Annotated in this window: 13 protein-coding genes and 1 pseudogene; 6 read left to right on the top strand and 8 right to left on the bottom strand. The window is 63.0% G+C overall.

Annotation, left to right across the window (positions count from 1 at the left end; all coding sequences use genetic code 11):
* Positions 1-20: 20 nt before the first annotated feature.
* Together NLM32_RS17595 and NLM32_RS17590 are read left to right on the top strand one after the other, a co-directional pair.
* Positions 21-1,028 (top strand): c-type cytochrome, encoded by a 1,008-nt coding sequence (locus NLM32_RS17595; RefSeq protein WP_254130190.1) that lies wholly within the window; start codon positions 21-23, stop codon positions 1,026-1,028.
* A gap of 25 nt (positions 1,029-1,053) precedes the next feature.
* Positions 1,054-1,290, top strand: a pseudogene (locus tag NLM32_RS17590) (sensor histidine kinase); the annotation flags it as partial.
* A gap of 32 nt (positions 1,291-1,322) precedes the next feature.
* Here NLM32_RS17590 and NLM32_RS17585 read toward each other — a convergent pair.
* Together NLM32_RS17585 and NLM32_RS17580 are read right to left on the bottom strand one after the other, a co-directional pair.
* The gene (locus NLM32_RS17585) at positions 1,323-1,748 is read right to left on the bottom strand and encodes a hypothetical protein (protein WP_254130189.1); all 426 of its coding nucleotides are present in this window, start codon (positions 1,746-1,748) and stop codon (positions 1,323-1,325) included.
* Between the two features lie 158 nt (positions 1,749-1,906).
* A complete protein-coding gene (locus NLM32_RS17580; RefSeq protein ID WP_254135339.1) occupies positions 1,907-2,791 on the bottom strand; it encodes a transglutaminase family protein in 885 nt (294 codons plus the stop codon).
* A 178-nt stretch (positions 2,792-2,969) separates the two neighbouring features.
* Here NLM32_RS17580 and NLM32_RS17575 point away from each other — a divergent pair, with 178 nt between their 5' ends.
* The gene (locus NLM32_RS17575) at positions 2,970-3,860 is read left to right on the top strand and encodes a transglutaminase family protein (RefSeq protein ID WP_254130188.1); all 891 of its coding nucleotides are present in this window, start codon (positions 2,970-2,972) and stop codon (positions 3,858-3,860) included.
* Positions 3,861-3,948: 88 nt separating this feature from the next.
* Here the strand turns inward: NLM32_RS17575 and NLM32_RS17570 are convergent, their stop codons facing one another.
* The 5 genes from NLM32_RS17570 to NLM32_RS17550 all read right to left on the bottom strand — a co-directional run bounded on the left by NLM32_RS17570 (position 3,949) and on the right by NLM32_RS17550 (position 10,159).
* Positions 3,949-7,119 (bottom strand): efflux RND transporter permease subunit, encoded by a 3,171-nt coding sequence (locus tag NLM32_RS17570; protein ID WP_254130187.1) that lies wholly within the window; start codon positions 7,117-7,119, stop codon positions 3,949-3,951.
* Positions 7,116-8,489, bottom strand: a complete 1,374-nt coding sequence (locus NLM32_RS17565) for an efflux RND transporter periplasmic adaptor subunit (RefSeq protein WP_254130186.1) — start codon at positions 8,487-8,489, stop codon at positions 7,116-7,118. The genes NLM32_RS17570 and NLM32_RS17565 overlap by 4 nt, the downstream gene beginning before the upstream one ends.
* An 82-nt stretch (positions 8,490-8,571) precedes the next feature.
* Entirely contained in the window at positions 8,572-8,964 is a 393-nt protein-coding gene (locus NLM32_RS17560) for a FixH family protein (RefSeq protein ID WP_254130185.1), read from the bottom strand.
* A gap of 103 nt (positions 8,965-9,067) precedes the next feature.
* Positions 9,068-9,433, bottom strand: coding sequence for a hypothetical protein (locus NLM32_RS17555; protein ID WP_254130184.1), 366 nt, complete (start codon positions 9,431-9,433; stop codon positions 9,068-9,070).
* Positions 9,434-9,535: 102 nt separating this feature from the next.
* Complete coding sequence (locus NLM32_RS17550) at positions 9,536-10,159, bottom strand: LysR family transcriptional regulator (protein ID WP_254135338.1); 624 nt, start codon at positions 10,157-10,159, stop codon at positions 9,536-9,538.
* A 128-nt stretch (positions 10,160-10,287) separates the two neighbouring features.
* On the opposite strand from NLM32_RS17550, the gene NLM32_RS17545 reads away from it, so the two are divergent.
* From NLM32_RS17545 to NLM32_RS17535, 3 genes are read left to right on the top strand one after another with little or no spacing between them, the layout of a single operon-like run.
* Positions 10,288-10,680, top strand: a complete 393-nt coding sequence (locus NLM32_RS17545; RefSeq protein WP_254130183.1) for a RidA family protein — start codon at positions 10,288-10,290, stop codon at positions 10,678-10,680.
* Positions 10,681-10,712: 32 nt separating this feature from the next.
* Positions 10,713-11,405, top strand: a complete 693-nt coding sequence (locus NLM32_RS17540; protein ID WP_254130182.1) for an L-2-amino-thiazoline-4-carboxylic acid hydrolase — start codon at positions 10,713-10,715, stop codon at positions 11,403-11,405.
* Between the two features lie 60 nt (positions 11,406-11,465).
* The gene (locus NLM32_RS17535) at positions 11,466-11,891 is read left to right on the top strand and encodes a GFA family protein (protein WP_254130181.1); all 426 of its coding nucleotides are present in this window, start codon (positions 11,466-11,468) and stop codon (positions 11,889-11,891) included.
* Here the strand turns inward: NLM32_RS17535 and NLM32_RS17530 are convergent.
* On the bottom strand, positions 11,888-12,793 hold the full coding sequence (locus tag NLM32_RS17530) for a LysR family transcriptional regulator (RefSeq protein ID WP_254130180.1): 906 nt from the start codon (positions 12,791-12,793) through the stop codon (positions 11,888-11,890). The genes NLM32_RS17535 and NLM32_RS17530 overlap by 4 nt on opposite strands.
* Positions 12,794-12,909: the final 116 nt, after the last annotated feature.

Genomic DNA, 12,909 nt, shown 5'->3' with positions numbered 1-12,909 from the left:
TGTTTTTTTAGGAGGCGATTTTGATCTTCTCGAAACGAATTTCGTTGTGCGCATTGCTCCTGTTGGCCATCGCGATTGCCGCCGGTGATCACGGTTTCGCACAAGGTGGCGTCGGCTCATCCACGGCTCCTGCGTCTGATGGGCTTCCCGCGTGGGCCTTCTTGTGGGACCCGACCGTCCAGGTGCCCCCGCCTACCGACACGCCCAATGCGCTTCCAGGCAGTAACGCCACGTTCAGTTGGAAACAGGCGCGCGATCTTTTCGCCGCGCTCGACTGGCATCCGGACGACCATCCGGCAATGCCGGACATTGTCGCGAGCGGCCGCAAACCCGAAGTTCGCGCATGCGGAGCGTGCCACCGCGTCGAGGGCACCGGCGGCCCCGAGAATGCAAGCCTGGCCGGTCTTCCTGTTGCTTATTTCGTTCAGCAGATTGCCGACTTCAAAAGCGGTGCGAGAATGATGTCCGGCCCGCAGAGGCTGGGCACACAAGTGATGTTGGCATCGGTCAAGAGTATGACGGACGCCGACATTCTTGCCGCCGCGGAATATTTCGCCGCGCTCAAGCGCAAGCCACTCATCAAGGTCGTCGAGACGGACACGATTCCGAAAACGGGACCGTCGCGTATGTTTTACGTCAAGAGCCCGGATGGAGGGTCCGAGCCGCTCGGCCAGCGCATCGTCGAGATGCCAGACAATGTCAATCAATTCGAGCTTCGCGACTCTCGAGCAACATTCACGGCTTATGCCCCAGTCGGGAGCCTGGCGAAGGGAGAGGCACTCGCGAAGACTGGCGGATCGGGATTGACTGCCGCCTGTAGCCTCTGTCACGGACCGGACTTGAAGGGCGTCGACAACGTTCCAGCGATCGCAGGGAGATCACCAACGTACATCATACGCCAGCTCTACGAATTCCAGCACGGCAGCCGCTCAGGAGCCGCGAGCGCCCCGATGAAGCAGACTGTCGAAAAGCTGTCGCAGGACGACATGATCGCCCTCGCCGCTTACGTCAGCTCGCTCGAGCCATGAACGCGGTGGACGCGAGCGCGTCCGTCGAATCCGTGACAACGGAACGGGCATTCCCGACGAGATCAGGGAGAAGATTTTCAATCCCTTCTTCACGACCAAGCCGACCGGCGAAGGAACCGGCCTCGGCCTCTCGACGACTTACGCCATTATCGTCAAACAACATGGCGACGGGATCGACCTCGCGACCGAGACCGGCGCGTTCACCGAGTTCAGGATTACACTGCCTCGTGGTGCCGGAACGGACAGTCAGAAGTCGAAATGATCGCGCATGGCCGTGGCTGGGTCCTCGGCGCCCTAACGCTCCTCCGTCGGATGCACCCATTTGTACGGCGTGATGCTCCGCGTTTCAGTCAGCTTGATCATGTGGACCGGCGGCGCGGAGCGTCCCTTGCGGCAGGACCGGCACTTCAGCGACGCCTCCAGCTTCCAGATCGGCGTATCGCGGGGACGACGGATCGCATCGAGCGGCAGGCTCGCGCGCGACTTGCACCTGACGCACTCGACCTCGAGCCAGCCCATGCCGCCGTTGAGACACTGCCCGATCGTCGGCGACGGCTGCGCAGGACCACCGTAACCTTCCATGCGCACCGACCAGGCTTCGGCCTCGGCACGGTCGGCCTCACGCACGGCCTTGCGCGCTTCCTCGCGGGCATGCTTGGCGGAAATTTCCGCGCCCATGATGCGGCCGCTCCAGATGACCTCGCGTGATTTGGTGCCCATGCCGCCACCAAAGCGAAGCGGATGCACGTTGGCAAATGATCGATGGCTAGTGGGTCGGATCCGCAATTCGACACTGCGGGTCGTGGGTGTGGACAACCGGCGTTGCGACGTGAAGTGTGTCGCGCTGCATCCGCGCCCCCGATGGAAGCGACAGCGACCTAAACCGCGGCCGGTACGGAACGCGATGTGCGGTTCTGTTTCGCATCGATATACGGCTGGAGCGGTAACACTTCACCAGCACGCACTTCTTCCGTCAGCACCTTGAAACGCGCAAGCTCCGTCGGCCCGAACGTCGTCGAGATCGCGACGTCGGCGGCGTCGCGACCGCGGGCGATGACAATTCGGCCGATACGGGGATGGTTGTGCCGTGCGTCGAAGGCGTACCACTGCCCGCCGATATAGGCCTCGAACCAGGCGCTGAAATCCATAGGCGCCGGATCGATGGGAACGCCGATATCACCCAGATAGCCCGTGCAATATCGCGCGGGAATGTTCATGCATCGACACAGCGCAATCGCCAGATGCGCGAAATCGCGGCAGACCCCAACGCGTTCGTGGTGACCTTCCGAAGCCGTGCGATCACCCCTGGCAAATTGGTACCCGAACCGAATGCGATCGTGAACGTAATCGCAAATGGACTGCACAAGCTGCCAGCCGCCGTCGATCTGGCCGAACTTCGACCACGCCAGTTCTGCCAGCTTTTGCGTGTCGCAATAGCGGCTGCCCAACACATACATCAAGGCATCGTCCGGAACTTCGTTCAACGGCACTAGGGCAGCTTGCGGCATGACTGCGTCCGGCACACCGCTGTCCTCGATCACGAATTCGGTGCGCAGCTCGATCAGACCTGCGGGTGCAACCAGACGCGTGCAAACATTGCCGAAAACGTCGGTGTAATCCCTGGTCCGAACATTCGGTGATACGCGGATGGCATGACCCGCCACGAGATCCTTGTGCCGGGACGGATGGACGGTCAACATGAGCACCATGGGAACGTCCTGAAGGCATTTGAACGCGATATCGTAGCCTGCCCGGATTCTCAAAGCCGTCTCCACCGTGTCATCGTTGATCGTGACAGAAAGCGCGCTCACCTTCCACTTGTTCCAACAAGGCGCAAGCAAAACTGCTGAAATGAGAGGCAGTTGTGCGGCATGCACAATCGACTTAGGTCTGGAAGCGCCAGCCAGTCGTGGCAATATCCATGGACCAGAGCGCGAAGTCATGCCCCTCTATACCGTCCATCATACCACGGCCTATCGCTACCGCCGGCCCGTGAGGCTCGGTCAGCACCAGATGCTGTTCCGGCCGCGCGACAGCTTTGATCAGCGCTTGCTCGCCTGTCACCTCGAAGTGACCCCTGAACCCGCCGAAGTTCGCTGGATCCACGACGTGTTCGGCAACTGCCTCACCCTGGTCGACTTCGACATCTCGGCAGAGGCGCTGGAGTTCGAAACGACAATTCATCTCGACCATACGCCGGAGAACACGCCCGACTTCCGGATCGAAGAGTATGCCAGGGAGCACCCCTTCACCTACGACCGCAGCGAACTGCCGGATCTGGAGCCGTACATCCGTCGCCATTTTCAAGACGACCGAACGGTCGACAATTGGCTATCAAAGTTCATTGTGCCCGGCCAAAGCCAACCCACCGGGCGACTGCTGATGACACTGAACGAAGCCATTTCCGAGGGCTTCTCATATCGTCGTCGAACAGCGCGGGGGACGCAGACGCCCGCCGAAACTCTGGGTCTTCAACAGGGGACGTGCCGCGACTTCGCACTGCTGATGATGGAAGCGGCACGCTCGCTTGGCTTCGCCGCACGCTTCATGACCGGGTATATCTACGTCCCTGATCGCGACGGACCGGTCAGGCTTGGTGGTGGCTCGACCCATGCCTGGTGTTCGATCTACGTCCCGGGTTCTGGCTGGGTCGAATTCGATCCAACCAACGGCATCGTGGGAAATAGAGAGCTGATCAGGGTTGGTGTCGCCCGAAACCCGGCTCAAGCCATCCCGCTCTCGGGCAGTTATTGGGGCGATCCCGATGACGAAGCCGGGATGGAGGTCACGGTCAATGTGAAATCAGAACCTGTCGGGCAAGCCCCTCCCTGAGTGACTATCAAGCCACTCCACATTCGATACTTGCCGCGAATGCGGGTTCTTTCATGCCCGCACGGAGCTTGCCATGATGAGAGGATCCTTATTCAGCGGCTTGCGGGGTCCGCAGCGGAGATTCATCGTCAAGAGCATATCGTTCAACGGGTGGAAGCCCCCGCCCCTTCACCAAGCCGAAAATCGCGGGAATCACGATGAGCGTCAGCAACGTCGATGACATCATGCCGCCGATCATCGGCACTGCAATCCGCTGCATGATCTCCGATCCGGCCCCGGTACTCCACATGATCGGCAGCAGTCCGGCCATGATGGCGACCACGGTCATCATCTTGGGACGCACGCGCTCGACCGCCCCCACCATGATGGCCTCGTGGAGATCATGCCGCGTGAGGCGCCTCCCTTCGGCGAGGCGTCTTGCTCTCATCTCGTCCAGTGCATGATCGAGGTAGATCAGCATCACCACACCGGTCTCGGCGGCGACGCCGGCGAGTGCGATGAAGCCGACGGCCACGGCAACAGACAGATTGAAGCCGAGCCACCACATCATCCAGATGCCGCCGACCAGAGCGAACGGCAGCGACAGCATCACGATCAGGGTCTCGGTCAAGGCACGGAAGTTCAGATACAGCAGCAGGAAGATGATCGTCAGCGTCACCGGCACCACGATCTTCAGCCGGGCGGCGGCGCGCTGGAGATATTCGTACTGGCCGCTCCAGACCACGTAAGTGCCGGGCGGAAACTGGACGCTTTCCGTCACAGCGCGTTGCGCGTCGGCAACATAACTTCCGATGTCGCGATCCCTGATGTCGACGTAGACATAGGTTGCAAGCTGGCCATTCTCGGTTCGGATCGACGTCGGCCCGCGCGCAGGCTCGACCTTCGCGACTTCGCCGAGCGGCACGGCACCGCCCGACGGCATCGGCACCAGGATGTCGCTGGCGATCGCCTTGGGATTGTCCCTGAGGTCGCGCGGGTAGCGCATGTTCACCGTGAAGCGCTGCCGCCCCTCCACGGTCGTCGTGACCGTCTGGCCGCCGAGCGCGGCCGCGATGGTGTCCTGAACGTCCTGGATCAGGATGCCGTAGCGGGCAAGCGCCTCACGATCCGGCACGATCTCGAGATAATAGCCCCCGATGCCGCGCTCGGCGTAGGCCGACGACGTGCCGGGGACCGCCTTGATGACGCGTTCCACCTGCTTTGCCAGCCGGTCGATCTCGACGAGGTCCGTGCCGATGACCTTGACCCCGACCGGGGTGCGGATACCGGTGGAGAGCATGTCGATGCGCGCCTTGATCGGCATGGTCCAGGCGTTCGAGACGCCTGGAAACTGCAGCGCCTTGTCCATCTCGGCGATGAGGCTGTCGACGGTGACGCCGGCGCGCCACTGCTCCTTCGGCTTCAGATTGACAATCGTTTCGAACATCTCGGTCGGCGCCGGGTCCGTCGCGGTGGCGGCTCGTCCCGCCTTGCCATAGACCGAGGCGACCTCCGGGAACGACTTGATGATGCGGTCCTGCGTCTGCATCAGTTCGGTCGCCTTGGTGACCGAAATGCCGGGCAGTGTTGTTGGCATGTAGAGCAGTGTGCCCTCGTTCAGGCTCGGCATGAATTCGGTGCCGAGCTGGCGCGCAGGCCATATCGTGACGGCAAGAACGGCGACAGACGCAAGGATCACCAGCGTCTTGGCGCCCAGCACGCCCCTGATCACGGGACGGTAGACCCAGATCAGGAAGCGGTTGATGACGTTTTTGCTCTCCGGAACAATCCGTCCGCGGACGAAGATCACCATCAACGCCGGTACGAGCGTCACCGACAGGAGGGCCGCCGCAGCCATCGAGAAGGTTTTGGTGAATGCCAGCGGGCTGAAGAGCCTCCCTTCCTGCGATTCCAGCGTGAAGATCGGCATGAACGACACCGTGATGATCAGCAGGCTGAAGAACAGCGCAGGCCCGACCTCGGATGCGGCATCGATCAGGATCTGGACGCGCGATTGATCCGGCCTGGCACGCTCCAGGTGCTTGTGCGCGTTCTCGATCATGACGATGGCGGCGTCCACCATGGCGCCGATCGCAATCGCAATGCCACCGAGGCTCATGATGTTCGATCCCAACCCCAGCAGCTTCATGGCGCCGAAGGCCATCAGCACGCCCACCGGCAACATCAGGATCGCAACGAGCGCGCTGCGGACATGCAGCAGGAACACGATGCACACGAATGCGACGACGATGCTTTCTTCGAACAAAGTATGCTTGAGCGTATCGATGGCCGCGTAGATCAGGTTGGACCGGTCGTAGACCGGGACGATCTCGACCGATTTCGGCAGGCTGGTCGCAATCTCCCTGAAGCGCTTCTTGACGTTCTCGATCACGTCGAGGGCGTTGACGCCGAACCGCTGGAGCACGATGCCGCTGGCGACCTCGCCCTCGCCGTTCAGTTCGGCGATGCCCCGCCGTTCGTCGGGACCAAGTTCGACATTCGCGACATCCCGCAACAACACGGGTGTGCCGTTGCTCGTCTTCAGAACAATGTTGCCGAGATCGTTGATGTTCTTGATGTAGCCCCTGCCGCGGATGACGTATTCGAATTCGGAGAGCTCGACGGTGCGGCCGCCGACATCGGCATTGCTGGCACGGATTGCATCCCGGATCTTCTGCATGCTGATGCCGCGGTCCCGCATCCGTTGCGGGTCGAGGATCACGTTATACTGCTTGACGAAGCCGCCGATGCTCGCGACCTCGGCGACGCCTTCGGCCTTGGCCAGCGCGAATTTGAGATTCCAGTCCTGAATGGTGCGGGTGTCGGCGAGGTTCAATTCCCTGGACATCACCGCGTACTGGTAGACCCAGCCGACGCCGGTCGCGTCGGGCCCTATGGTCGGGGTGACGCCGGCCGGAAGCCTGGACGACGCGCCGTTCAGGAATTCGAGGACGCGCGAGCGCGCCCAGTAGATGTCGGTGCCGTCCTCGAAGATCACGTAGACGAACGACACGCCGAAGAAGGAGAAGCCGCGCACCACCTTCGATTTCGGCACCGTCAGCATCGCCGTCGTCAGCGGATAGGTGACCTGATCCTCGATCACCTGCGGCGCCTGGCCGGGATATTCGGTGTAGACGATGACCTGCGTGTCCGAGAGATCCGGAATCGCATCCAGCGGCAGGTGAACCAGCGCATAAAGGCCGGCCGCGGCGGCAAAGCCGGTGCCGAACAGGACCAGCAGCAGATTGCGCGCCGACCAGGCGATGATCCGGGCGATCATTTGCGATCTCCCATCGCGCCGGCCTCGGTGGCGCTCGGCGCCGCTTCGGCAAAGCCCTTCAGCGCCGCCTTCAGATTGCTTTCCGCGTCGATCAGGAAGTTGGCTGAAATGACCACCGCCTCGCCGGCGCCAAGTCCTTCCCGCACCTCGATGTAGCCGCCGCCGCGACGGCCAAGCTTGACCTCCCGCGGTTCGAAGCGCCCTTCCCCTCTGTCGACGAGAACGGCCTGCCGGCTGCCGGTGTCGAGCACTGAACTGTCGGGCACCGCCAGGACGGGCGTGGCGTCGGCCGTGTCGATGTCGGCATCGACATACATGTCCGGCAGCAGCATCGCATCGGGATTGGCGAGCTCGATCCGGACACGGACGGTGCGGGTGTCGCGATTCACCTGCGGATAGATCACGGCGATCTTCCCGGTGAAGCTTCGGCCGGGAAAGCTGCGCGCACGAACGACCACGGACTGCCCAACCGCGATATTGCCGAGATCGCGTTCGGCGACGTCGACCAGCGCCCAAACGACCGAAGTGTCCGCGATCCGGAACAGCACATCGCCGGGATTGGCTCGCATGCCTTCGATCGCGTTGCGCTCCAGGACAATCCCGTCGCGCGGCGCCGACCAGTTTATGGTCACGGGCGCGACGCGCGTCTTCTCCATCTCCGCGATCACGGGCTCCGGCACATCGAGATTGACCAGGCGCTGGCGCGAACCGCGGCCGTACATCTCGACGCCGCCAACCACTTTGGAGGTGATCGTCGCCAGATATTCCGCCGCAGCGGACGCAACGGCCGAGCTGTAGATGTCCATCAGCGGCTGGCCGGCTTTCACGCGGGTGCCCGTGGTCACGTCGGCGACCTTCTGGACAAAGCTTTCGGCGCGCATCGCAATGACCGAGACGCGGCGCTCATCCAGCTGGATCGTACCGGGCGCCTTCACCGCGACGCGGATTGCACGTCGCTCGACAGCCTCGGACTTCACGCCCGTGCGCTGGATCTTGCCCGGCGAAAGCCTGACCGTGCCGTCGTCGGTATCCTCGCCTTCGTAGACGGGGATGTAGTCCATCCCCATCGCATCCTTCTTCGGCATGGACGACGTGTCGGGCAGGCCCATGGGATTGCGGTAGTAGAGGATTTTTCGTGAGGCCGCCGGCTGCTGAGGCTTCGGTCCGGCCGGGACTGCCGCATCATCATAGACGGGCACATAGTCGCGCCCGCGATCGTCCTTCCTGGGCCCCGCGGACCACAGCGGTGCGCCACCGGGATCACGATAGTAGAGCGGCGTTGGGTCAGCAGCCCAGGCGGGTGCGATCCCGGCGTCGAGAAACAGCGCGCCGCCAAGCACAAGCATCGTCAGAAGACGCAGCGTTTTCATGTCGTTTACCCGCGCACCCGAGGCGCGCGTCCAGATGAAGGGAGATGGGACTTCGGGCGCCGCCTTCGCGGCGCCCGAACGCTCACTTGGTCGCGGTGACGATCACCTTGCCGGTGACCGTCTCCGGTTCGCCCTGGACCTTCGCCGACAGCGTCATCTGGTAGCGGCCTGCCATCGGCAGGTCGGTCTTGAAGGCGTACACGCCAGGCTCCCTGGATGGCAGCGGCGCAACGGCCGACTCCATCTCGGCCATGCCGTCCGGCGCCATGTCGACGCGGGTCTTGAAGATCACCGCGTCCGACACCGGCTTGCCGGTCTGCTTGTTGGTCAGGCGAACGGCGAGCATGACGTTCTCGCCCTTCTTCATCTCCGGCTTGACCGGCTCGAAGGCGTAGTCGCCGGCGCCCGCGATGGCAGCCGACGTGGCAAGCGAAAGGGTGGCGGCAAGAGCCGCGGTCTTGAATTTGAAAGGCATTGTCCAGTCCTCATGAATTGATCTTCCGCCGTGGCGCCTGGTGCGCGCACGTCAGTCATCGTCGCGCGCAGCTGTGCCGCGTGCGTCTTTTGGCTTTGGGAGATCAGATTCGAGGAGGCCGGAAGGGAGGACTACCGCCGCGATGAGAGACGACCTGATCCTCGGGGAGGGTCATCTTGCCGGCGGCAACGGCGAGAAATTCGAAAGCGACCGGACGGATGTCGGCGAGCGCGATGATCCCGCCGACGCAGCAGAAACCCATCCCGCATTTGTAGCCAACGGAGTGGGAGCCCGTCCCCTTCATGTCGGGACAGCAATCGTCCATCGACATATCGGCGTCGCCATCCATGTGCATCGACATCTGCATGTCATGCGAGGGCATCGCGGGACTCGCCGCGGACACGCCAACCGGCAGCATCGCCAGGGATATGGCGATGGCGAATGCCAGGATGGTACGGACGAACCGCATCGATGATGACGACCCCTTTTGGAACGTAGCGCGGCCTGAGTAGCATACTCCCACACAGAAAGCATGCCTTGAGCCCGGTCAAGCGTTTGTGACCGAGGCTCCTTACCCGATGCCGCCGACCAGCCGCGGACGGCGGTTTGCGCCCGCCTTCTCATCCGCCACAGCGCGCAGCCATGCGCGAAAGCTGACGATCTCGGGGCAATCCGCCGTACCCTCGGGCGCGATCAGCCAATCGCCGAGACCTGCTCCCTCATTGACGCGGTCGCAGCGATAGCCGGGATGATGGCCGAGGCTACGTGCGATCAAGAGGTCGACCTTGCCTTCGATCAGCTCGTGCAGGCCGGCGGGCTGCAGCACGCGCAAGCCGATCTCGGCATGTGTCTCGCGAAACGCCGCCAGATCGAGGCGGCGCAAATCGAAGCTGGCATGCACGCCCAATTGCAGCAGCACCGCACCTGACGGTTTCAATTGCGAGGTCGCCTCCGCAATGTGACGAAACCCTTCGGACACCCCGGGCAGATAGGCCTGGCCTGCCGCAGTCAGGATGAGCTGCTTGTGCAGCCGTTCGAACAGCTGCACGCCGAGGCGGGCCTCCAGCGCTTTCACCTGCTGCCCAACGGCTGCGGGCGTGACGTGCAGCTCGTGCGCGGCCAGCTTGAAGCTGAGATGGCGCGCGGCGGCTTCGAAGGCGCGGAGCGCATTGAGTGGCGGAAGGGCGTAGGTCATCGCGGCGGAGTTTGACACTGTTGGCAGCCGGTCTTGCAATAGATTTTCTTGCGCTGAACCGCAGGAATGATGCTTTGCGCCGCGGTGATGTCGCCGGATACGGTCCAGCCGCAATCCGGAGAAACCCCATGGCCCCAGCCCACATCGTCAGCCACAATCCTGCAACGGTCCACCCGCCCGCCGGCGGCTACTGCATGGGACTTGAACTGAAGCAGCATCGCCGGCTGCTGTTCATCAGCGGCCAGGTGCCCGAGAGACTCGACGGTACCGTGCCCGAAGGTTTTGAGGCGCAGTGCGAGCAGGCCTGGCGCAACGTCAAGGAGGTGCTCGCCGCCGCCGGTCTTGGCGTCGAGCATCTGGTCAAGGTCAACACCTTCCTGACCGACCGGGCTCAACTCGTGACCAACCGTATCATTCGCCGCGCGATGCTCGGGGACCATCAGCCCGCGCTGACGGTCATCGTCGCCGAGACGGTCGACAGCAAATGGCTGCTGGAGATCGAGGCGATCGCCGCGGAATGACAGCCTTTCCAAACCCACGATGCGAGGGTCCAATGAATAAGACGATCCATCCCTTCTACGCGCAGCATCGCGACGCCATGGAGGCCGCGATGCGCCAACGTCTCGATCTTGCCGAGACGATGCTGCGCGAGCGCGCGCAGCTCACCGATATCGACACGATCAAGCAGGAGGTGATGGACGAACTCGCCGTCGTGCTCACCCAGATGCCCTATGTCGGCGGCACCGCGAGCCGCATGAGTGAAGTCTTCATCCGCCTCACCGGCTTCATGGCAACCAGCCGCGTGCTGCAGCGACATGGCGTGCCGCTGCCGGTGATCCGCGACATCGAGCGGGAAACCCACAAGGCGCAATTGCTCACCATGCCTGAGACGGAACGTCTCGCCGCGGGAGATCAATTCATGTCGCCTGAAAACCAGGCCTTTCTGCGCGAGCAGGCGGCGAAGAGCGTCACGGCAAGCCACCAGGCCGAATTTCCCGAGGACTTCGTCTACGATTTCGTCGAGCCGGGCCCGAACGACGGTTTTGAATTCGGCATCAACTACCGGGCCTGCGGCTTCTGCAAATTCGCGGGCCGCCATGGCGACAAGGAGATCCTGCCCAACATCTGCGGGCTCGATTTCGACGCCTATGCAACGCGCGGCATCCGTCTGGAACGGACGCAGACGCTGGCGGGCGGTGCGAGCCATTGCAATTTCCGCTTCTCGCGGCTGCATCGTGACGGTTGACTTCGTGCTTCCGCGCGTTCACCAAAGCGAGACGCGAACTGAACGGAAGCGCGAGGCAATTTGGTGGACGATACGAACGTTCGGACTGGCCAGTGCCATTGTGGTGCCGTGCGTTTCGAGGTGACGCTCAGCGACGGCTTCAATTCGATCCGCCGCTGCACCTGTTCCTACTGCCGGATGCGCGGCGCCGTCATGGTCATGGCGAAGATGGGCGGGATCAAGTTCCTGCAGGGCGAGGATGCGCTGACCAGCTACCGCTTCCATACCGGAACGGCGCAGCACTTCTTCTGCTCGACGTGCGGAATCTACACCCATCACCAGCGCCGCTCCGACACGACGCTCTACGCCGTCAACGTCGCGTGCCTCGACGGGGTCAGCCCGTTCGATTTCCCCGATGTGCCCGTCATGGATGGTGTCAACCATACCAACGACACCGGCAAGCCGACCCGCCAGGCCGGCACGCTCCGCTTCACCCCGGCTGATTAAAGCCTCGCCTGCACGAGCCGCTCGCGCAAGCGCGGAACAACGAAATCGACGAAGGCGCGCAGCTTCAACGGCAGGCGGCTTTGGGTGTCGTAGACGAGATGCACCGGGCGAAGCTGCGGCTCGAATGACTCGAGCACGACGGCGAGACGCCCCGCGCGCACGTGATCGGCGATCTGATACGACACCGCGCGCACGAGGCCGGCGCCTGCGAGCGCGGCATCGATCGCCGCGTCGATCGTGTTGACGCTGAGGCGCGAGCGGAACGAGATGGTTCTTTCGGCACCATCGTGTTCGAAGGTCCACGTGCTCAGCGCCGATACGCTCTGGAACGAGACGAGGCGATGCTTGTCGAGGTCATCAAGCGTCGCAGGAATTCCATTGGCGGCGAGATAGTCCGGGCTCGCACATATCACATGCCGGACTTCGCCGACGCGCGCTGCGATCAGATTGCTGTCCGGCAGCATACCCAGACGCAAGGCGACATCGACCTGATCTTCAAGGAAATGCGCGACGCGGTCGGTGAGGACAAGACCGACCGATACTTCGGAAAAGGCTTCCAGAAAGCGCGTCACCACCGGCAGCACATGCATCCGGCCAAACATGATCGGCGCGGTGACGACCAGGTCGCCCTTAGGCTCGCTGTATTCGCCGGACGCGGCGCGCTCGGCCTCGGACAGCTGCTCCAGGATCGATTTCGCCGAGGTGACGTAGGAGCGTCCGGCCGGCGTCAGCTCCAGCCCCTTGGCCGAGCGGATCAGCAACGTGGCCTTCAGATGCGCTTCGAGCTCAGCGACCTTGCGGCTGACGGTGGCCAGCGGCAGCCGCAACTCGCGGCTGGCCTTGGACAGGCTTCCGCTCTCTACGGCTGCAAGCAGCACCGACATAGCGTCCAGGCGGTCCATAGGGCCTTCCATAAAACGAGAGGGCTCCTCCCGATCTTAGCGGCTGCCCGGCAATCCCGGGAAGCCCCAAAAGGAGGTCACCGCACGCCGCAGGGCGGTCGGAACAGCCAGAAAGG

Origin of the sequence: Bradyrhizobium sp. CCGUVB14 (assembly GCF_024199935.1) — a bacterium.
GTDB lineage: Bacteria > Pseudomonadota > Alphaproteobacteria > Rhizobiales > Xanthobacteraceae > Bradyrhizobium.
Note: the sequence above shows the minus strand (reverse complement) of the source record. Positions and strands in the feature narration are given on the sequence as shown.